Raw genomic sequence first — 22035 nt, forward strand, 5'->3', positions numbered from 1 at the left:
GTCTTAGGCTATAGTAAAAAAATGGATGTTTACTACCTTAGCTTTGATGTTTTCATTTTTTATTTTAAAACCCAACAATATAAACTGAATATTCATTCGAAATTAATGCGACGTTAGTGATTCTATAGGAAAGTATAAAACTTTATGGTTTATAGTATAAGAAAACTATAGCTTTCGCCATAAGGACTTGGCGACAAGCCAAGTTTTTCTAAAATGACTGCTTAGCATGATATTTTTAGCAAAGGAGTAGCTTTATAATGAAGCAGCTTTTTCGGCACGCTTTACAACAAGCTGGCATATCAAGTGGATTATTAAATATGAGACGAGTATCAGGCGGGTCAATCAATGAAGCGTATGTTGCCCAGACAGAGCAAGGAAGCTATTTTATCAAGTATCATCGGAGTGCACCTGAGCGTTTCTTTGCACTTGAAGCAAATGGGCTGCAATTAATCAAATCGACGAATACGATTGATGTTCCGGAAGTAATTAACTATTCAGATGAAAAAGGGAAAGCCTTTCTTGTACTGGAATGGGTTAGTGGTAGCAAGCATTCACAAACAGATAAACGATTAGGTGAACGTTTGGCAGCACTGCATCAAACAAAGGGAAAAAAACATGGCTTTCATGAACCAACATTTATTGGAACATTACAGCAGCCAAATGGCTACTATACAAGCTGGCTAGAATATTATCGAGATCGTCGCTTGAGCTCCCAATTAAGGCTAGGAATAGAAAATAATCATATCAACGGAAAACGGCGAAGCAAGCTGGAAAAATTACTTTCTCAATTAGATCGTTGGATACCCAATAATATTTCTCCTTCTTATTTGCACGGAGACTTATGGGGCGGCAATTGGATAGTTGGACAGAATGGAGCCCCCTTTCTGATTGATCCGTCTTTTCTATATGGAGATAGACATTTTGATCTAGCGTTTACCGAAGTGTTTGGCGGTTTTTCAGAGGCCTTTTATCAAGCATATGAAGCATACTATCCAACCGATCGCTATTATGAGGATTGTAAGCCGCTTTACCAGCTTTATTACTTACTTGTCCATTTAAATTTATTTGGTGAAATCTATGGAGCGGACGTAGATAAAATAGTAAATTATTATATTGGGGATTGATGGGGGAAACGAGTATGTCTGTTTATGATGTTTTAGTATTTGTCCATATTTTTTCTGCCATAGTTGGCATGGGACTTGGATTTTTCATGGTTTTACCTGTTAAAAGAGCTCAAACGATGACAGAATTGCGATATGGATACGTTATCAGAAATAGACTTCATTGGGTTGTAATGATGGGAGGGACCTTGCTATTACTAACAGGGCTATTGATGGGGTTTCTGATAAAACGGAACAGCTTAGCTGACACTGTTCCGTCTTATTTCGTAGTGATTTCGATTATAAATTGTATTATCTGCTATCCATTGTTCTACACCAACTTCTTCTTCAACACTCCAGCTAGAAGTGCGGTAACAATTGCTCCGACAATAATCGATGTTAAATAGAGAAAGATAGAGGTAATGCCGCCTTCAACTAAGCCAATAACGAATAAACCGCCATGAGGAGCGCGCAGTCCAATATCAAATAACATACTTAGTCCGCCGGTAACTGCTGCACCAACCATTACGGAAGGGATAACGCGGGTTGGATCAGCTGCTGCAAATGGAATGACCCCTTCTGTGATAAAACAAGCACCTAATACATAGGAAGTTTTTCCTGCTTCCTGTTCTGTTTTCGTAAATTTATTTTTAAAAAGTGTCGTTGCCAGTGCCATACCGAGTGGTGGTACCATTCCAGCTGCCATAATAGCGGCAATAAATGTGTAATTACCGGCATCGAGCATGGCGATACCAAACGTATAGGCCGCCTTATTAACTGGACCTCCGAGATCAAATGCCATCATGGCACCTAAAATTACTCCAACAAGTACCTGGTTCGTACCGCTCATACCTTCCAAGAAAGAAGAAATGGCTGTATAAATTTGCGTTAGCGGCGGATTGATGGTCATCATGATTAGACCAGTTACTCCGATACTGATTAATGGATAGAATAGTACAGGTTTTAGCCCGTTTAATGCTTCCGGCAGTCCTGCTAATAATTTTTTTACGAATAATGTAATATAACCTGCAAGAAAACCGGCAATTAATCCACCTAAAAACCCTGATCCATTAGCTCCTTCTACGCCAGAAACGGTAACAGCGATTAACCCGCCAACCATACCAGGTGCAAATCCCGGACGATCAGCGATACTTGAAGCGATGAAGCCTGCTAGTACAGGAACCATGAGGAAGAAGGCTTTTCCTCCACCAATTTCGTTTAACATAGCGGCAAAGGCATTATATTGCTCACTATCTGGATTATTGGACTCAATTCCCCAGAAAAAGGATAAAGCAATTAAAATTCCGCCACCAACAACAAATGGCAACATATTGGAAACACCATTCATGAGGTGCTTATAAAAACCATTTTTTATTCCACTTTCTTTTGAAATGTCTTTTGTTTGTTCTGCCCGGTAAAGCGGAGCATCCTTTTGAATGGCTCGTTGTAATAAATCCTTTGCTTCATGAATCGCTTTTCCCACAGGAACTTGAATAACTGGCTTTCCATCAAAGCGATCCATCTCGACCTTTGTGTCAGCAGCAACGATAATTGTATCTGCCTTTTCTATTTCTTCTTCGGTTAAACGATTTTTAACACCATCAGAGCCATTTGTTTCTACTTTAATAGAGATACCCATTTCTTTTGCGGTTTCTGACAGTTTTTCTGCAGCCATATACGTATGGGCAATGCCAGTTGGACATCCAGTTACAGCTAATATATTACTGGCTGCTTGTCTCGTTTTTTTGCTTTTTCTTTTATCTAATTCTGCTTCCTTCTGATTCACAGCTTCGAGTATTTGCGCTACATTGCTGGCGTTAACTAGTTTAGAACGAAACTGTTCATCCATAAGCAATGTAGATAGCCGTGATAATGCTTGTAAATGTTCATTATTGGCTCCTTCACTTGCTGCAATCATAAAAAACAAATGAGCAGGCTTCCCATCTAAGGAGTCATAGTCAATTCCTGAAGCTGATCGACCAAACGCAATACTTGGTGTTTTAACAGCATGTGATTTCGCATGAGGGATAGCAATACCGTCGCCAATTCCTGTCGTGCTTTGTTGTTCCCGTTGTAAAATCGCCTCACGAAAGGCTGCTTTATCCATTAATCGTCCGGATCGATCCAGCTGGTTAATTAATTCATCGATCGCTTCCTCTTTAGAAGAAGCTTTTAGATCAAGTAAAATGGTTTCTTCTTTTAGTAATTCTGTTATTTTCATTCTGTCTCACTTCCTAATTTGAATATGGACTAATTGTTACATTTTGAACTAATGATTCAACCAACGATTTTTCACATAAATCATTGCTGAAAGCCGTCGCACTACCAGCAGCCACCGCATAACGAAAAGCGTCTATTTTATTTTTTTGTGACGAACATGCGGCAATAAAACCAGCGACCATGGAATCGCCAGCTCCGACTGTATTAATAACCTCACCTTGTAATGGATCAGCAATTGCAATAATATCATTAGAAATATAAATAGCTCCTTTACTTCCTAAAGAGATGATGACATACTGAATGCCCTCTGCTATTAATTTTTTACCATAATGGATAGCTTGTTCTGTTGTTGTGATTGTTGTATGGAACAATTCACCAAGTTCGTGTTCATTTGGTTTAACCAAATATGGTTTTAATTTAATTAGCTGTTGTAATGCCTTTCCCGAAGTATCGACAACAAAACGGACTCCAGTTTGCTTGCATGTTTCAGCAATCGCTTCTAAAAAATCAGGAGCGATGGAGCTAGGAATACTACCTGCTAAGACAAACCAATCATTTTCTTCAAAGCTATTTATTTTGGCTAGTAACTCCTGCTGTAGTTTTTTCGAAATAATTGGTGCTGGTCCGTTTAATTCTGTTGCTGATGATGCCCTGATTTTTACATTAATTCGTGTTATTTTATTTGTTTGAATAAACTCTGTAAGAATCCCTTCTTCTTCGAGTTTTTGAGCAATATAGTCTCCGGTAAATCCTCCGATAAACCCAAGTGCAGTGGAGGTAATACCGAAACGTTTAAGCACTCTGGATACATTAATTCCTTTTCCTCCAGGATAATAGTTCACCTGATTTGCTCGATTAAGTGTTCCTGCTTGAAAGGAGGGAAGATAAGTTGTGTAGTCAACGGATGGTGTCATTGTGCATGTGTAAATCATTTATCTGCCACCTTTAAGGTTGTTTGTTTTTCAAATTGTTCTATTTCTTCTAAAGAAAGCTTGTCGGTTAGTAAAGCCGCCTCCTGTAAGCTAATAATTTTGGCAAAACTGACTTTGTTTTTCTTTGAATGGTCAGCTAGAACGAATGTTTGTAAGGCATGACGGTGAGCGGTTTTTTTCACCATTGCCTCTTCAGGGTCAGGTGTCGTATATCCTAACTCTATATGAAAACCATTAACGCCTAAAAAGCATTTATCAAAGCGATAGTTGCTAATGGATTGGACGGTTTGTGCGCCAATTAATGCTCCTGTTTTTGCCTTTATATGGCCACCGGTAATGTAAGTGGGTATCCCATATTTAATCAATGCTTCTACATGAGAAAGCCCATTTGTTACAACAACGATATCTTTATCTTTTAAGTAAGGAATTAGTTGGAGTGTTGTTGTTCCTGCATCAATAAACAAACAATCCCCTTCATCAACGAGACAGGCTGCCAGTTGTGCAATTTGTGTTTTTTCGTGAAGGTTTTTGGTTGATTTTTCTTTTAGGCTGAACTCCTGTAGTTTTCGTTCAGGTAAAATAGCACCTCCGTGAATTCGCACTAGCTTTCCTTGAGCTTCCAGGTCTGTTAAATCTCGCCGAATCGTTGACTCAGAAGCTGCAGTTGCTTTAACAATATCTTGGATTTTAATAGAATGTTTCTCGTTTAATAATTGTATAATCATAGAATGCCTCTCTGCTGTTAACATAAAATATATCACTCCAAGCTTGGTTTCATCCTTATCATATACGAACCACTTGCGTAAATCAACCAAAAACGTTAAAAAACAATCAAAAACAATCGATATTTAGATTGAATGTGACCGTTTTGTGGAAGTATGTACACTAGTGGAAGTTAGAAATAGATTTTCACGGGAGTAGGAGGGAGAGCAAAAAGTCGCTAGAAACTAATTTACTTGGAAACTTAAACTTATGCCACCTATACGTTTTGAGGTGTTTCCTTGAAAACCTTCTCTTGTTATTCCTAAATACCGTATATATGGTTCCCGACTAAATGGGCTCTATATAGTTAATTCTTAATTAAATGTTTAATTTTAGGAAAATTTATCCCGCATGTTTGGTACAAAAGGCTCTAAGTGTGAGAAAACGGCACCTAAATGCCCGATTCATTCAACTAACATTCCGTGTAAAAAGCGTTCTACGGAATGAAGTTTCACTTTATATTGCATCTTATATAGCATGTATGCTATAGTTTTATAAATTTATCTCGCATGTAACTGGTAGTAAGACCTGCCCTTCCATGCTTTGAGGTGAAACCTAGGAGATAAGTGAAGGATCCCAACTGTAAGTCAAATGTCCGATTCTGTTCATCTAAATATATACTACAGATGTAAGAACGATAACGAGAGATGACCGAACGTTTTAATAACTAACTAGATAAATACGTAAGGAAAGGAGAGAAAAAATGAGAAAAGTAACCTTAGAAACAGTATTTTTACACCCAATTACACAGCGCTATTTAAAACGATCAGGCATGGCTCATGCTATTGCTGTTGCAGACAATGCTTTCAAGTTGGCTAAAGAGTATAATGTAAACCCCGATCACGCTGCAAAAGCTGCACTATTACACGATGTCGGTCATTACACATGGTATCGCAACGGCAAATGGGATTATGATTTATACAAGAAAAATGATATACATGCGATTAAAGGAGCAAGTCGTGCACATAAATTATTAATTCGGATGGGGGAGGATCCTGAGGCAGCTAAAGAAATAGCGATAGCGATATTGCTTCATACGGATTCCTATTTACCAAAAGGTGATCTGAAATTACTACCGTTGCAGCAGGTTGTTCATCTGGCAGATGAAACCGATGAGGAAGTTGGAGGTAAGCATCATAATAAGGTCATTTGTGATGATGAAGCTTTAGATCGAATTCGTTTATTGGATCAGCAAATTGATGATTGGTTAAATAAACATCAGACAAAGAAGATTGTCTGATTTTTTGGTCTATTGGATAGAAAAGCTTAATATATCTAGTTTATTGTATATGTATGTGCAATATTGCTTCGGAACGCTTTAAGTTTTTATTGGGGAATAGGAAGTGCAAACTTTCCCCATTGGATTACAAGAGAAGGTATCTATGGAAGAGTTAATAGAAGCAACAAAGAAAGCAAATGCCCATAAATTTATCATGAAGTTTCCTTATTGATATAATACGCATGTGGGCGAATTTGGTAATTTTTTATCCGGTGGGCAAAAGCAAAGAATTGCAATTGCTAGAGCTTTATTACGTAAATCAAAATTTAGCTTATTAGACGAGGTTACGGTAATTTTAGATAGTGAATCAGAATATCTATTACAAAATACATTGATTTCTCTAGCTTAGAATAAAATAGGTGTATTTATGATTGCGTATCGATTATCCACAGTAAAGAGTGCCGATAAGATATTAGTTTTGGATAATGGAAGAGTAACAGGATATGGAACCCATAATTATTTGTATCGTACGAGTCATCATTATAAAGATTCTGTAGATAAACAGAAAGCATAAATGTACAGATATTTTATATAATTGATATGAGACTAATTATATAAAAAGTCAATAGCTGTAGTGACTTTATATAGTTAGTCTCTTTATAAAATATTAGCTTCGCTTGGCAAATAGCTTACAAATTTCGATGATGGTTCTTGTAGCTTTTTCCATATTATCTACAGAAACATATTCATATTTTCCGTGGAAGTTTTCTCCGCCTGTAAAGATGTTTGGAGTAGGAAGTCCCATGTACGACAGCTGTGAACCATCTGTACCTCCGCGAATTGGTTCAACAATCGGTTCGATATCAAGATTTTTCATCGCCTGATAAGCAATAGTTACAATCTCTTTTACAGGTTCAATTTTTTCCCGCATATTATAATATTGGTCTTTCATTTCAAGTTTAATTGCTTCATTACCGTATTTTTCTTTTAATTCGTTAACAAATTGTTTGACTGTGCCTTTTCTATTTTGAAAAGCGGTCTTATCAAAATCACGAATAATATAGCTTACTTCAGCATTTTCTACATCACCATTTACAGAAATGAGATGATAAAATCCTTCATAGCCTTCTGTATGCTCTGGCGCTTCTTGTTCAGGAAATTTACTGATAAATTCTGCTGCCATTTTCCCGGCGTTGACCATTTTATCTTTTGCTGTTCCAGGGTGTACACTATTTCCTGTAAATGTTACTTTAGCGGCGGCTGCATTAAAGCTTTCATATTGCAATTCTCCAAGCGGTCCACCATCAATGGTATATGCATAGGTAGCACCAAATCGTTTTACATCGAATTTATGTGGACCTCTACCAATTTCTTCATCTGGGGTAAAGCCGACGCGAATTTTTCCGTGCTTTATTTCCGGATGCTTGATCAGAAAGTCCATCGCTGTTACAATTTCAGCTACTCCAGCTTTATCATCAGCGCCAAGTAATGTTGTGCCATCGGTAGTAATCAATGTATGACCTTTATATGTAGCGAGCTCTGGGAAATTTTTCACAGACAATACAATATTTAAATCTTTATTCAAAACAATATCGTTACCATCAAAACTTTCGATGATTTGTGGATTGACATTTTTACCTGTGAAGTCGGTAGCTGTATCGACATGAGCTAAAAAGCCAATTGTCGGGATATCTACATCAGTATTTGCGGGAAGCGTTGCCATCACATAACCATAATCATCAATGGTAACATCCACCATACCAATCTCCCGAAGTTCTTTTACTAATAGATTTAACAGTTCAAGCTGTCCTGGTGTTGAAGGGGTGGCTTGATTGCTCTCATCAGATTGTGTATCGATTTTCGCATAAGTTGTGAACCTTTCAATCAATGCTTCTTTCATTTTACTTTCATCTCCTAATCGTTTTAATTGATCGTATATTACAGGTGAAGCAGTTCTTAAATCGTTTATCCCGCATGTAAGTTGCCGTAAACTCCCACGTTAAGAGCCTGAAAAAGGGTCTAAGTGGTGGAAAACGGCACCTAAATGCCCGATTCGTTCAAGAGCCTTTAGGTCATACCCTTGAGGTACTAACATTCAGTAGGAGATAAAAACTCCTACTGGATGAAGTTTCACTTTATACGATACTTTTAATACGTAAAAAATGTATGCTGATTCTGACAGTTGCTCGCTAGTGTAAGTTCTAGAAATGAAAACAGCACACGATCGATATTTAACTAAAGAACTCGGCTAATATTCCGTGGGGAAACCATTCGGAATGAAGTCTCCCTTTATTATAACTTAATTTCAAACGTTTTCTAAGTGAAACTTAAGTTTAAAATGAATCTGTTCTGAGTTATCGTTGTTTTGTTTCAAGTTTTCGTAAATCTGTTCCGGCTTTATGAATTTTTGTTTTAAGTATGTACTGATCTGTTCTGTTTACTTTCTCTAAAAGAAAGGGTAGGAATTAAGCTTTACTTCATTTAAAATAAATAATATAAGCGTTCAAGGGAGTATGCAGTAGTTAATCAGTAAATTTTATTGGAGGGAAACAATTGTCTTATATCATTTCGATTCATCGCTTGAAAAATTATTTGCATAATAAGCAAGGTCATACGGTCATCATGGATGTACGTTTTGATTTAACGGATCCGGACGCAGGGAGAAAGGCTTATTGGAAAGATCATATTCCCGGTGCGATTTTTATAGATATAGAGAAGGATTTGTCTGGAAAAAAAGAAACGCATGGGGGGAACCATCCTTTACCAGATGTAAACACGCTTTCATTGAAATTAGGAAGAATGGGAATTGATCATAACACTACAGTTGTCATTTATGATGAGAATAATGATATGTTTGCTGCAAGAGCTTGGTGGTTACTGCATTATTTAGGTCATGATAAAGTCTGTGTCTTAGACGGAGGGTATACTCGTTGGAAAGAGGAGGGTAATGAAACGACGGATCGTATACCGGAGTTAAGCGCGAAAGAGTTTCGTCCAGAGATTAGAAACAATCAAACAGTTAATATGGAAGAAGTGAAGCAGAGACTAAAAAATAAAACAGCGGTATTGGTTGATTCACGTGCGAGAGAACGTTATTTAGGAGAAATGGAGCCATTATATGCACGAGCCGGTCATATACCAGGAGCAAAAAACTTCTTTTGGAAAGGTGTACTTCGATCAGACGGGAGCTGGAAATCGGAAGAAGAATTACAAAAGCATTTTGCTGATTTAATAAAAGATGATGAAATTATTATTTCCTGTGGTTCAGGTATTTCAGCTTGTCCTAATATTTTAGCTTTAAAAACGCTCGGCTATAGAAATGTAAAACTTTATCCCGGAAGTTTTAGCGATTGGATTTCCTATGGCGATAATGAAGTTGCAGTTGGTGAAGAGGAATAATGGATAAAAAGCGATGTAAATGGGTAACGGATGATCCGGTATATATACAGTACCATGACTATGAATGGGGAAGACCAGAGTATCATGATCAAAAACTGTTTGAAATGCTATGTTTAGAAGGAGCACAAGCTGGGTTAAGCTGGATAACCATCTTAAAACGAAGAGAAAACTATGTAAAGGCGTTTGATCAATTTGATCCAAATATTATAAGCAAGTATAGAGAGAAAAAAATAACTGAGCTTATGCAAAATGAAGGAATTATTCGAAATCGCAGAAAGATAAATGCATTCGTTAAAAATGCTCAATCCTTTTTAGAAATTCAAAAAGAATTTGGTAACTTTCATACGTATATTTGGTCGTTTGTTGGTGGAAAGCCGATGATTAACCATTGGGAAACGCATGAAGATGTACCTGCATTCACAAAAGAATCGGAACAAATGAGTAAAGATTTAAAGCGACGTGGTTTTCAATTTGTTGGTCCGACTATTTGTTATGCATTTATGCAAGCTACAGGAATGGTCAATGACCATACAAAGGATTGTTTTTTATACGGTAAATTTTAACGTATAAGTTGCCCCGATTTAGTAAAAATATTTTGTTTTGCTTGAAACGGGGAGAGAACTGAATTTCACTAAGATGGCAACGTCCTTGAAAAAACCGTGATACATCGAACTTAGAAAAGACGGTCTACTTTTTCAAGGACGTTCTGATTATAGCCTTTGTCTTTCTTCTTCAGTAGGAAACAAAGAAAAAGCTTCACGGAATAAAATTTTACTTTATCTCCGGTTTGTACGTCGGTAACCGAGCGCTTACACTTGTGCTCTTCAGATATCAAACAGGTAGATTTTTTGCACTATAGGAAAGTATAAAATTTTAGGGTTTATCCCGCATGTAAGGTGCCGTAAGATTCCCACTTCAAGAGCCTTTAGTTGATACAAAGGGTCAAAGTGGGAGAAAACGGCACCTAAATGCCCGATTGGTTCAAACTAACATTCCGTGTAAAAAGCATTCCACGGAATGAAGTTTCACTTTATAGTATAAGAAAAACAATAGCTTTCGCCATAAAGACTTGGCGATAACCAAGTTTTTCTAATTATAGTTTAAAGACGTTTACTTGCTTGTTCAGCTTTTCTGCTAATTCTGCTAATTCATGTGTATTGTAGGAAACCTGCTCCATGGTACTTGATGTTTGCTGAGTTGATGCAGCTACTTGCTCAACGCTTGCAGCAGATTCCTGAGATATGGAAGCAATTTCTTTAATTAGCTTGTCCATTATTGCACTGCTTTCTGTATTTTCTTTTAGCTTAACGGCAATTTCTTTCATTTTACTAATCATATCCGTTATCGCTTCATTCATATGTTGGAAGTTATCACCAGTTTCCTCAATTTGCTCCTTCCCTGTCTTCACTTCATCATAGCCACGGTGAAGGGAGGTAACCACTTCACTTGTCTCAGATTGAATCCGTTCTACAATGGATGTTATTTCACCAACAGAATCAGCAACTTGTTCGGATAAACTTCTTACTTCATCAGCTACAACTGCAAAGCCTCTGCCATGCTCACCTGCGCGAGCCGCTTCAATGGCAGCATTAAGCGACAATAAGTTTGTCTGGTCTGATATATCCTTAATAACATTTACTAGTTTAGAAATTTGCACGGATTGTCTATCTAGTCCTTTTACTTGATTTACAGCATTTTCCACGATAGTGTCAATCTGATTCATTTGCGTGACAGATCGCTCCATTAATCGTGTACTTTCTGTTGTTAACTGTTGTACGTTATTAGCGTTTTTCATTACTTCTATACCTCTGTTTTCGGAGATCTGAACGTTTTCGACGAATTCATTCATATTTTCCGACAATTGATTGGCACTTGTTGCCTGTGATTCGGTACCACCTGCTAGCTGCTCCATTGTTGCAGCTATTTGCACATTGCTTTCTTTTACTTCGTTAGCTGATTTATTTAATTGATCACTTTGTGATGCCACAGAGTTCGCTGCAATTTGGACGTTTTGAATAATCTCTCTGATTCGCTCCTTCATTTGCTGAACCGATTGAGCAAGCTGTCCAATTTCATCTTTTCCTTCTACTTCAATATCTGTTGTGTTTAAATTGCCGTCTGCTACGTCTGAGGTTAATTGAACAATCTGCTGCAGCCTAGACGTAATACCACGACTAATGAGAATCATAATGGGAATACCGATAGCTAATGCTAATAAGTTTGTAATTGCTAATATGTATACACTATTATTTGAGCTCGTTTGTGCTTCACCTAGAGCGCTTGCCTGTTCTTCCTGCATTTTTTCTAATAGTCTATTAACAAGATCTAGCGTATCATTTCGCAGTCTCGTTGAATAATGCCTTAAAGTATTTGCTAATTCCACATTACCTTCTTCAATGGATGGCACCATTCGATTTAAAAACGCCTCATCAATAGATTCATTTTTTACTTTAATTTCGTCAAAAATAAGGCGCTGATCCTTTGTCTTGATTGTTTTATCTAATTTAGCTGCTAATTCATCGAAGTCTTTTTGATATTCTTTAAAGGCGGTAAAATATTTCTCGTTTTTTGTTACTAAATAATCTGCAGATTGTACATCCTTTGCTTGAATAAGGATAGCTAATTGCGACATTTGGTTGGATTGATTGCTTAATTCATTAACGGTATTAATGTCCCGCTGACCATCTTTTAATTGTATATATACAATAAGGGCTGATGTAATTAGTAAAGCAATAGTAAAAAAGAATATAGATAAATACTTTTTATTAATCCGGACATTTCTCCATTTGAAAAGAATTTTCTGCAAATTAATTCTCGCCTCCTTTCTCTTAAAAACAAGCTTTTTTTCGTTTGTTTTATTCATGGTATCCCCCCAAAAAATAGATAACTTTTCTATTCAAAGCAATCGCAAAAAGTAGGTTGTATTACCTTTGCTTAAAAACAGGGCTTTTTTTACATATCGGCCTAAATTACTAAAAGTTAAAGTGATTATTGCTAATTTTTTTACATTTGTAGCATTTACCGTCAATCATGTAGAATGGGAAACTGTGTGTTTGAGTATGTGATCAAGGAGAAAAAATGTATTGGATGAGTCACATGGACAACGGGGAACGAGCTAACATAGGCATATTTGAACAACCTTTTTAAAATAAAAATTGCAGGTGATAAATATGTATAAATCTGCTTTCATCACAGAAAAGGATGGAGAGCAAGAACTGAAACAAAAACTCGATACGTTAGAGATTCAATTGTATCGTATGCAGGAAAATGTAAAGGCTATAGCGAAGAAGTCCTCCATTATAAGTATTAATCAAACAAAAGATGAGAATTGGGTAGTTGTGTATGCAAACCGGCAAGCTGATTCCTTTCAAATTATGCTTCATGAATGTACAAAGCCCTATCGCGGAAAGTGGGACTCAGCAATTGAAGTAGAGTATAAATCAGAGACGACCATTCATATTAATGATATCAAAGGAATAAAAAATAAGGGCTTCGGCTCCGTTTTAATGGAGCATTTAAAAGAAATAGCTCGTGATGAAAATAAACAGTATATTACTGGCGATATTGTCGAGCGCGATTTTGATCACGTCCGTCGATTAGCGTATTTTTATACCAAGCATTATTTTGATGTAAAAATAGATCATTGGGAGCAGTGTGGAGAAATTATTTGGCAACAAAGCCAATAGTTTACTAATGAGTGAGTATAGGTTAGTAGAGACTGTTCAGCAAACTACAAGGTAAACCAATCAAGAAAAGATTCAGTAAAAGCAATCTCCTACTATGTAACAAATTTAAAACAATTCATGGAATTTTTTAGGGATATTACTTTGATGGCGCAGAATAAAAAAGGACATATAGGATCGACGACAATAGTGAATCTTCCATCCGATAAGGTGAATCCTACTCAATATGAGTGTCTTGTCTCCATGTATCAGAAAATGCATAAAAATCAAGTCTTGAAAGAGAACATAGGTTCCTTTATATTTGTATCTAGAGACTTTATAAATGAATTAAATTCCTTTGAAAGTAGGTAGGTATACAGTGAAGATTGACACCCCAAAAATCCCTGAAAATCTAACAGAGAGAAAATTTACAGATATTTATTATGAAGAAGATCCAGAATTTGAAGTGTGCCTTGTTACAGATTCTCAATTTAATAACGAGTCCATAGATCGATTACGACTTTATCAAACGGTTATCAAAAACTGCAACTTTGTTAATACCGACTTTAGCCGAATTGATCTTACTGATGTGCGCTTTGAGAATTGTGATTTATCCAATGCTAATTTGGGTAATGCCTCCATGAATCGAGTTGAGTTTCTTAATTGTAAGTTGCTAGGCAGCAACCTAACAGAGTCTTATATCGGTAATACAAGATTTGGGGAATCAATTCTTAATATGGTTATGTTCGGTAACTCAAAACTTGAAAAGGTGATTTTTGATAAAGCTGCGTTAGAAAGCGCTGATCTTTTTGATTGTAAACTCAAAAAAGTAGAATTTCTTTCATGCAATCTTAATGGCGCAAGCTTTGAAGAGACATCATTAAAAGGAATTGATATAAGCTCATGCGATTTTGATTCTTTAACTGTTTCAATAGAGAATTTAAAAGGATGTAAAGTATCAACGTCTCAAGCGATACAATTTGCTTCGTTATTAGGTCTAAAAATTAAGTAATCCGAAGTACATAACATTTTCTGTTATAAGCTTAAAGCGTGAAATACAGAGGATTCAAAAATAATCCTAACTTCGGGGAACACATCATCAAAACTGATATTGAGGAATTTATAAGGTGACAAAGATTCGTAACGCAACCTGTAGGGATAAAAAAGTCATTGCAGTGGTAATAGGGGAATTATTAGTTTCCTATTACAAGATGAACAAATAAACAATGGAATAGTTAAGAATTTGGAAGATTTTTTCTCTATGGCTTCATCTTCAACCATACGAATGAAATTGTGTTCGATTAGTTTCCCTTGGTAAGCCGGCATGACAGAAAGCATACTAATATAGGTGCCATTTCTTCTTTTTTATCTTCTTTATATTTTACAAACATTTTCGCTATGGGTTCCATTAATGGAACATCATATTCACCGGGATAAAAGGAAACCGCCGGCTACTATCGATAGATTTTACTTGTAGAAATTAATTGACAGTTATTAAAAAGCATTGTAACATTAATTGAACAATGGTTAATTAAATGGAGGATTTACTATGTCTGCTAGAAAAGCAGTGGCTAAAGAACTTACTCGTGAAATGATAATGGATGCGGCTAACGAGCTCTTCGTTGAGAAAGGATATAAGCTTGTTACAATGAGGCAAATCGCAGCGAAATTAAATTATAGTCATGGTTCTTTGTATTACCACTTCAAAAATAAAGCTGAGCTTTTTTATGCATTAGTCGAAAAGCATTTCCAACTTCTTCAAGAAAGGATGTGCGCAATACAATATCTTGAACTATCTCAAGAAGAAAAGCTTCGCATGTTGATGAAGGATTACATTAAGTTTGGATTGACTCATCAAAGTCACTATGAAATTATGTTTCTTATAAAAGATGACGAGGTGCGAATATTTCCAACTGAGGGGCCGATGAAAACCTATCAGAAATTTGCTAATTTAGTTGCCCTATGGAGTGAAAAAAAGTTATCGATTAATACAATATGGTCGATGTTTTTATCATTACATGGATTTGTAACACATTATTTAAGACATGTTAATGAGTATAAAGATGTGGAAAAAATGGCTGCCCATCATGTCGAGCTGCTTTTACAGTGGATAAAGCATTAACTATTATCGTTCTTAACTACTTAGGCTAACGCTCTTTGGATGCGTGCCTAAATTTTTTAGGGATTTAATTGACCATAGGTTAATAAAAAGGAGGTTATTTGATGAAAAATGCGTTAGTTCTTGGAGCTTCAGGAGGAATGGGTTTCGCCACAGTGATGGAGTTAATAAAAAGAGGCATAAAAGTAACAGCCTTTGCTAGATCTAACAGTAAACTAGAAAAACTGTTTGCTGCGTATCCAGAAGTTACAATTTATTCGGGAGATGTTTTTAATAAAAGGGATTTAGAAGAAGCAGTAAAACATAAGAATATTATTTTTCATGCTATTAATTTACCTTACCCAGAATGGGAGAGCAAATTAGTTCCGCTTACAGAAAACATCATTCGAGCTGCAAAGATTGCTAAGGCTAAATTGGCTGTAGTAGATAATATCTACGCTTACGGTAAAAGTGAAAGTCTAGTAGTAGAAACCCAGGTAAAGCAACCACATACTAAAAAGGGTAAGCTGCGGTTGCAAGCAGAAAAATGTATTAAAAACTCTGGAGTTTCTTATGTTATTACGCATTTCCCTGATTTTTACGGACCTCATGCAGAAAATACCCAATTAAATTATACGCTACGTTCTGTCGTACAAAATAAGCGAGCTTGGTTTATAGGTAATCCGGCTATTGCTAGAGAGCATCTTTTTACCTTAGATGGAGCAAAGGCATTAGTAGAATTATCATTAAGAGATGATGCCTATGGTCAAAATTGGAATATACCAGCATCACACCCGATTTCAGGTAACGAACTGATAACCCAAATTCGTGAATTAACTGAGTTTAAGAAGAAGGTATCGATAGTAACTACAAATCTGCTAAGGTTTTTAGGAATATACGATAGACAGATGAGAGAATTTGTAGAAATGCAGTATATAAATGAACAACCTGTTATTTTAAGTGGAGAAAAGTATACAAAATGGATTGGACCGTTACCGAAGACCCCTTATAAAGAAGGATTGAAGATTACGATAGAAGCCTATAAAAACCAATTTTATTCCAAAATGTAAAGTAACGTAAGAGTCCCGCTTCAAGAGTTGAAAGCAATACAAAAGAAATCTTAGTGGGAGATAACGCACCTAAATTCACAATTTGTTCGGGTTAACAAGACAAGAAAAGCTTCGAAAGCAATACACCGCGGTTTTTCAGGCGTCCAAGCTCTAGCCTTGGTCTATTTCATTCGGTAGGAGATGGAGGAAAACTCCTATTGAATGAAGCTTCACTTCAATGAATTGGGAGTGAGGCTTATAAATTCTGTAAGATAGAGGATCATTATTTCAATTTGCAGATACCTTTTTTGACTTCTAGATAAAACAGATTAGTTCTTGACGGTTGATCTGTTTTTGGTTAAACTGTTTATAATTATAAAAAGGAGGTGGGTTAGATGAATCAAACTGGTGGCATAACGAAGTTCGAAGCATATCTTTGGATTTGTTATGCAATTTTTTCCGGAAAATTGTTCCTAGGGATACGTATGCCCTTAGTGATTTCAAAATAATGGAAAAAATACCAGTAAGAGACATCTGCCTGCAATCGGATAAGCATATAATATGTTATTGGTTCTTTAAAGTACTAATTCTTTAAAATGCTAATACTTTGTTATGCTAATTTGAAAGACGTAAGGGGAATCTCCTCTTACGTCTTTTTTCTATGTACATTAGAAAAATATAAGATTTTAATGTTCTAAATTATAAGTGCAACTAGGCGGTGCCTGAGCCAAAGGCATGCGAATGTCTCTTCTGATTTGGAGGAAGAGAAAATGATAGTTTCTAGTATACAACAGGTTACACAAATAATCGGTGCAAATATTATATTTGAAAATATAACAATCGAAATAACTCAAGGTGAGCGAATTGGAGTTATTGGAAGAAACGGAGAAGGTAAGACGACATTATTGCAATTGCTTGCCAATAAAACAAAACCAACTAAAGGAGTGATTACATGGAAAAAGAATTTAACGATCGGACTGTTGGAACAAACTCTTATTGCAGAACCTGAAATAACGGTGGAGACATTATTATTACAAGCTTTTACTAAACTCAATCAATTAAAATTTGAGATAGAGCGATTGGAAAAAAGGCTAGCGGAGGAAACAGATTCCCAAAAGCTGATGAAGTTGGTTGATAAGTATGCCATTATTCAACAAGAATTTCAAGATCAAGGCGGTTATGAAATGGATGCACGTGTACGTCGTGTAATAGATGGTCTACAAATAAAAAGCCTTAGAGCGAAAGTGTGGAAAAACCTCAGCGGTGGTGAAAGAACAAAGGTAGGGCTTGCTCGATTACTATTAACTGCCCCTGATCTGCTTTTATTAGATGAGCCTACCAATCACCTTGATTTTAGAGCGATTGAATGGCTAACAGATTTTATTCAACATTACAACGGTACAGTTGTGATTGTTTCGCATGACCGATATTTTCTCGATGATACAGTTTCTTCCATATTGGAACTCGATCAAGGGAGTTTACAAAAATATAATACAAATTATACAAACTATGTTCAAGAACGAGATGAACGTTTGCTCCAGGAATTCCAACAATACCAGGATCAACAGAAGAAAATAAAAAAGATGAAGGAAACCATTAAACGATTAAAAGAATGGGCCAATCAAGCCAATCCACCGAATGATGGGTTACATCGACGCGCGAAAAGCATGGAAAAAGCATTAGCTAGAATAACGGTATTAAAACGGCCAATTTTAGAAAATAAGCGTATCGATGTTGATTTTCAAATTCATTCGCGTAGTGGAAAAGATGTCGTCAAGCTCAAGAATGTATCAAAAAAGATGCAAGATAAAACATTATTTGACAACATAAATTTGCATGTTCGCTTTCAAGAGCGAATTGCTATATTTGGAGAAAACGGTACTGGAAAGTCTACACTACTAAAACTAATTTTAGGTACCCTCAAGCCGGATAAAGGTAGCATACAATTAGGAAGTAATTTGTCCATTGGCTTTCTATCACAGCATTTACAGGAAATGGATGGGAAACGAACGGTTTTAGCTGAGTTTCGTGAGCATGTCCAAGTTACCGAAGGAGAAGCAAGAGGGATACTCGCTAAATTTTTGTTTTTTGGTGTAAGTGTGTTTCGGAAGGTTGAACAATTAAGTGGTGGTGAAAAGATGCGTCTGCGATTAGCTGAATTAGTTTATCAAAATCACAACTTACTTATTTTAGACGAACCGACTAATCATCTTGATATTGAATCTAAGGAAGTACTTGAGGAAGCTCTAGAACAGTTTACAGGAACTATCATTTGTGTATCCCATGACCGCTATTTTCTAGATCGATTATTTCCAGTAACCTATTTACTTCATAATAAACAGCTGACACGCTTTGAAGGGAACTATACGTATGCCAGACAGCGATGGAGTAATGAGTAGCTATCATATGTTTATTTTTTCAATCAGGAAGAGCTATGATAATATAAAAGTATTCTAGTGGAAAGGGGCTAAATGATGGAGTATATTACACTTAACAATGGATTGAAAATGCCGCAACTGGGTTTTGGAGTTTGGCAAGTGCCAAATGAAGAGGCCACAACAGCAGTAGAAAAAGCAATTGAGGTAGGTTATCGTTCGATAGACACAGCGAAAATTTACGAAAATGAGCGTGGTGTAGGAAAGGCAATCGCAAATAGTAATGTTCCTCGGGAAGAGTTGTTCATTACGACAAAAGTGTGGAACACGGATCAAGGTTATGAGAATACGCTTCAAGCATATGAAGAAAGCTTAGAGAAGCTCGGATTGACATATGTAGATCTCTATCTTATCCACTGGCCAACTCCTGAATATGATCAATATGTAGAAACGTATCAAGCCTTGGAAAAGCTCTATAAGGATGGCCGAGTAAGAGCAATAGGCGTGTGCAATTTTAATGTTGAGCATCTAGAGCGGATTATTGCAGAATGTGAAGTTGTTCCTGTAGTAAATCAAGTAGAGTGTCACCCGTATTTACAGCAAAGCGAGTTAAAAGATTTTTGTGATCAGCACCATATTTACTTGGAGGCTTGGAGTCCACTAATGCAAGGTGGCAAAGTACTTCAAGATCCAGTCATTACCAAAATTGCAGAAAAATATCAACGAACCCCGGCTCAAGTAGTGTTACGTTGGCATTTGCAATCAAATCATATCGTGATTCCAAAATCCGTTACTCCGTCAAGAATGGAACAAAATTTTGCTGTGTTTGATTTTGAGCTAACTCCAGAGGATATGAAAGCAATTAAAGCGTTAGATCGCTATGAACGAACTGGTCCAGAACCAAATGAAATGAATATGAGATAATGTTTGGATTGAAATCTGTCTCTAATGTAGATCACCATATGGAGACAGATTTTTTTAGAAGATTGATAAGCTTTTTCGAAGTATTCCTGTCGAATGCGTTTTAGTTAGTATTTCCAAAAACACGGGCTACTGCTTTTTCGTACGTCTTAAAATACGCCGGGATTTCATTTGCTGAAAGATCATGATACATCACATCGGCAATGGATTGGTAATACCATTTTTGTTTTTCAAAGGGAGCGCTAAAATTATCCCATACAACATTTCCATAGGTGTTTAAATCTTCTTCAATACTTAATAAGTTATCCAGCTTATCCGCAACAATTAATTGCTTTATTTCTTTATTAGCAGATTTCACAAGAGATATAGTATGTTGTTTACGTTCTTGCCACGTTAGCGATTTATCTTCGGTATGTGCTTGAACAATGGAAGCAATATGTTCACCGAAATGGGCTTCTATATCCTTTATCGTATTGCAGGTATCTTCCACGACATCATGTAAAAAGCCTGCACAAATTACTTCAACACTGCAACCTGCTTCTTCAAGTATTTTGGCAACACGGATCGGATGGGTAATATAGGGAAGGTTAGAAGTTTTTCGTCTCTGACCACGATGAGCCATTGTAGCAAATTCCTTCGCTTTTTGTAACATATAAATCCCTCCTGATTTTAACGAAATCCAGTTAATTAGCTTGTGTCTAAATCAATGGTTATCAAATCCTTATATCAAACATAACGTAAGTGGTGAGACATATGAAAAAAATAAACAACGAAATCTAAACCGTTCAAACAATAAAATTAAAAACAGCACATCGATTAAAGAAAGTGATTTTTTCGAATACCTTATGGATTTTCCTTCGTTTTCCCAGTGATAAAAAATCCCATTAAATAAAGGTATACCAATTATTATACACATAAAACTAGCTGAAGCACATGCTATTATTCAACTAAAATCGTATCAGTAAGAATTAAGAATAAGTTGTGTTATGATAAGACTTAAGGTCTAAATGGGAGGTTAGAGCATGGAAGAGGGAATCAACCGTAGAAAAACTGAGCATATACAACTTTGTTTAACTGAAAATGTAGAAGGTGTTAACAAATCAACAGGCTTAGAGGGCATTTCTTTTATACATAATGCACTTCCTGAATTAGATTTCAATGAGATTCAGATAAATACAAGCTTTTTAAATAAATCGCTTCAAGCCCCGTTTTTAGTCAGCTCCATGACAGGTGGATCTGAGCTGGCCACGAAAATTAATCAGAATTTGGCACCTGCCGCTGAAGAAAAAGGGTGGGCTATTGCATTAGGATCAACTCGGGCATTACTGGAGAGCGATGCGCATAAAGATTCTTTTTTAATTCGTAAGCAAGCTCCAACCGTACCATTAATAGCAAACCTTGGAGCAGTACAATTAAATTACGGTTATGGTGTTGAAGAGGCTCAGCGTATCGTGGATATGACGGGAGCAGATTCATTAGTCTTACACTTAAACAGCTTGCAAGAAGCAGTTCAAGACGGTGGAGATTTGAATTTTTCTGATCTGTTACCTAAAATTGAACAAATTTGCCGTAATTTAAGCGTTCCGGTTGGTGCAAAGGAGGTTGGCTTTGGGATTGATGGAGTTGTAGCGAAGCAGTTGTATGATGCAGGTGTTACTTATATCGATGTTGCAGGTGCCGGTGGAACTTCTTGGAGCCAAGTTGAAAAGTTGCGGTCACAAGACCCCCTTCGAAAAGCTGCTGCAGAAGCGTTTAATAATTGGGGGTTGCCGACGAAGGATTGTATTGTATCTGTAAGAAATAAGCTGCCTCATGTACCGCTTGTAGCAAGCGGAGGAATGAAAACTGGGGTGGATGCTGCAAAAGCTATCACCATCGGTGCAAATATAATTGGATTTGCACGACAGTTACTTCAGGCGGCTACCGAATCGGTTGAAGCCGTTATTCACAATATGGATCAAATAGAACTCGAACTGAAAATGGCGATGTTTGGAATCGGAGCAGCTTCATTGAAAGAATTGCAGAACACAAGACGTGTATCTATCATGGGACGCTCCTTATTAGAAGAAAACAGTTAGTGCTTATAAAGCATTAGCTGTTTTTTACTATTTTAGGTAACTTACATGGTGGATATCATTTTGAAAGTAGCTTCGTTTAGTTCATGCGCTCAAACTGAGCAAACTTCGATCTCCTTTCTGCGGTAAGTCAAGATCGACTTGAATCTAAAAGAAGGCCGTCTAAAAGCGGGTTTGCCGCCAATGTGGTATCCTCCTGTTGTAGAGGCATGTTTTCTTTATC

At 36.6% G+C, this 22035-nt stretch carries 20 protein-coding genes; 14 read left to right on the forward strand and 6 right to left on the reverse strand.

Annotation, left to right across the window (positions count from 1 at the left end; translation table 11 throughout):
* Nucleotides 1-257 precede the first annotated feature (257 nt).
* Complete coding sequence (locus tag KQI21_RS00935) at nucleotides 258-1124, forward strand: fructosamine kinase family protein (protein ID WP_216482148.1); 867 nt, start codon at nucleotides 258-260, stop codon at nucleotides 1122-1124.
* A gap of 307 nt (nucleotides 1125-1431) precedes the next feature.
* Here KQI21_RS00935 and KQI21_RS00940 read toward each other — a convergent pair whose 3' ends face one another.
* From KQI21_RS00940 to KQI21_RS00950, 3 genes are read right to left on the reverse strand one after another with little or no spacing between them, the layout of a single operon-like run.
* Nucleotides 1432-3321 carry a PTS fructose transporter subunit IIABC gene (locus KQI21_RS00940; protein WP_216482149.1) on the reverse strand — a complete coding sequence of 630 codons (1890 nt, stop codon included), beginning with the start codon at nucleotides 3319-3321 and terminating at the stop codon, nucleotides 1432-1434.
* A gap of 13 nt (nucleotides 3322-3334) precedes the next feature.
* Complete coding sequence (gene pfkB / locus KQI21_RS00945; protein WP_216482150.1) at nucleotides 3335-4252, reverse strand: 1-phosphofructokinase; 918 nt, start codon at nucleotides 4250-4252, stop codon at nucleotides 3335-3337.
* Entirely contained in the window at nucleotides 4249-5001 is a 753-nt protein-coding gene (locus KQI21_RS00950; RefSeq protein ID WP_216482151.1) for a DeoR/GlpR family DNA-binding transcription regulator, read from the reverse strand. Before KQI21_RS00950 ends, pfkB begins: the two co-directional genes overlap by 4 nt.
* 716 nt (nucleotides 5002-5717) lie before the next feature.
* Here KQI21_RS00950 and KQI21_RS00955 point away from each other — a divergent pair.
* The 3 genes from KQI21_RS00955 to KQI21_RS00965 all read left to right on the forward strand — a co-directional run bounded on the left by KQI21_RS00955 (nucleotide 5718) and on the right by KQI21_RS00965 (nucleotide 6807).
* Nucleotides 5718-6254: an HD domain-containing protein gene (locus KQI21_RS00955; protein WP_216482152.1), complete on the forward strand. Its 537-nt coding sequence runs from the start codon at nucleotides 5718-5720 to the stop codon at nucleotides 6252-6254.
* A gap of 223 nt (nucleotides 6255-6477) precedes the next feature.
* Complete coding sequence (locus KQI21_RS16585) at nucleotides 6478-6642, forward strand: ATP-binding cassette domain-containing protein (protein ID WP_216482153.1); 165 nt, start codon at nucleotides 6478-6480, stop codon at nucleotides 6640-6642.
* Nucleotides 6643-6660: 18 nt separating this feature from the next.
* Nucleotides 6661-6807: a hypothetical protein gene (locus KQI21_RS00965; RefSeq protein WP_216482154.1), complete on the forward strand. Its 147-nt coding sequence runs from the start codon at nucleotides 6661-6663 to the stop codon at nucleotides 6805-6807.
* A 93-nt stretch (nucleotides 6808-6900) separates the two neighbouring features.
* Here KQI21_RS00965 and pepT read toward each other — a convergent pair whose 3' ends face one another.
* A complete protein-coding gene (gene pepT, locus KQI21_RS00970) occupies nucleotides 6901-8133 on the reverse strand; it encodes a peptidase T (RefSeq protein WP_216482155.1) in 1233 nt (410 codons plus the stop codon).
* A gap of 653 nt (nucleotides 8134-8786) precedes the next feature.
* On the opposite strand from pepT, the gene KQI21_RS00975 reads away from it, so the two are divergent.
* Entirely contained in the window at nucleotides 8787-9632 is an 846-nt protein-coding gene (locus KQI21_RS00975; RefSeq protein ID WP_216482156.1) for a sulfurtransferase, read from the forward strand.
* Complete coding sequence (locus KQI21_RS00980) at nucleotides 9632-10195, forward strand: DNA-3-methyladenine glycosylase I (RefSeq protein WP_216482157.1); 564 nt, start codon at nucleotides 9632-9634, stop codon at nucleotides 10193-10195. Before KQI21_RS00975 ends, KQI21_RS00980 begins: the two co-directional genes overlap by 1 nt.
* A gap of 530 nt (nucleotides 10196-10725) precedes the next feature.
* On the opposite strand, the gene KQI21_RS00985 is transcribed toward KQI21_RS00980, so the two are convergent.
* Nucleotides 10726-12495 carry a methyl-accepting chemotaxis protein gene (locus tag KQI21_RS00985; protein WP_216482158.1) on the reverse strand — a complete coding sequence of 590 codons (1770 nt, stop codon included), beginning with the start codon at nucleotides 12493-12495 and terminating at the stop codon, nucleotides 10726-10728.
* Between the two features lie 307 nt (nucleotides 12496-12802).
* On the opposite strand from KQI21_RS00985, the gene KQI21_RS00990 reads away from it, so the two are divergent.
* From KQI21_RS00990 to KQI21_RS01015, 7 genes are all read left to right on the forward strand, one after another.
* Entirely contained in the window at nucleotides 12803-13318 is a 516-nt protein-coding gene (locus KQI21_RS00990) for a hypothetical protein (protein ID WP_216482159.1), read from the forward strand.
* Nucleotides 13319-13673: 355 nt separating this feature from the next.
* Nucleotides 13674-14306 (forward strand): pentapeptide repeat-containing protein, encoded by a 633-nt coding sequence (locus KQI21_RS00995; RefSeq protein WP_216482160.1) that lies wholly within the window; start codon nucleotides 13674-13676, stop codon nucleotides 14304-14306.
* 537 nt (nucleotides 14307-14843) lie between these two features.
* The gene (locus tag KQI21_RS01000) at nucleotides 14844-15416 is read left to right on the forward strand and encodes a TetR/AcrR family transcriptional regulator (protein ID WP_216482161.1); all 573 of its coding nucleotides are present in this window, start codon (nucleotides 14844-14846) and stop codon (nucleotides 15414-15416) included.
* A gap of 101 nt (nucleotides 15417-15517) precedes the next feature.
* The gene (locus tag KQI21_RS01005) at nucleotides 15518-16462 is read left to right on the forward strand and encodes an SDR family NAD(P)-dependent oxidoreductase (RefSeq protein ID WP_216482162.1); all 945 of its coding nucleotides are present in this window, start codon (nucleotides 15518-15520) and stop codon (nucleotides 16460-16462) included.
* 374 nt (nucleotides 16463-16836) lie between these two features.
* Nucleotides 16837-16950 carry an RAxF-45 family protein gene (locus KQI21_RS16590; protein WP_373687615.1) on the forward strand — a complete coding sequence of 38 codons (114 nt, stop codon included), beginning with the start codon at nucleotides 16837-16839 and terminating at the stop codon, nucleotides 16948-16950.
* Nucleotides 16951-17211: 261 nt separating this feature from the next.
* Nucleotides 17212-18840, forward strand: a complete 1629-nt coding sequence (gene abc-f / locus KQI21_RS01010; RefSeq protein WP_216482163.1) for a ribosomal protection-like ABC-F family protein — start codon at nucleotides 17212-17214, stop codon at nucleotides 18838-18840.
* Between the two features lie 75 nt (nucleotides 18841-18915).
* Nucleotides 18916-19740, forward strand: a complete 825-nt coding sequence (locus KQI21_RS01015) for an aldo/keto reductase (protein WP_216482164.1) — start codon at nucleotides 18916-18918, stop codon at nucleotides 19738-19740.
* Nucleotides 19741-19840: 100 nt separating this feature from the next.
* Here the strand turns inward: KQI21_RS01015 and KQI21_RS01020 are convergent, their stop codons facing one another.
* Nucleotides 19841-20389, reverse strand: a complete 549-nt coding sequence (locus tag KQI21_RS01020; RefSeq protein WP_216482165.1) for an HD domain-containing protein — start codon at nucleotides 20387-20389, stop codon at nucleotides 19841-19843.
* Between the two features lie 370 nt (nucleotides 20390-20759).
* On the opposite strand from KQI21_RS01020, the gene fni reads away from it, so the two are divergent.
* The gene (gene fni, locus KQI21_RS01025; protein WP_216482166.1) at nucleotides 20760-21815 is read left to right on the forward strand and encodes a type 2 isopentenyl-diphosphate Delta-isomerase; all 1056 of its coding nucleotides are present in this window, start codon (nucleotides 20760-20762) and stop codon (nucleotides 21813-21815) included.
* Nucleotides 21816-22035: the final 220 nt, after the last annotated feature.

The sequence above is a fragment of the Virgibacillus proomii genome (assembly GCF_018916875.1).
Lineage (GTDB): Bacteria > Bacillota > Bacilli > Bacillales > Amphibacillaceae > Virgibacillus > Virgibacillus proomii_B.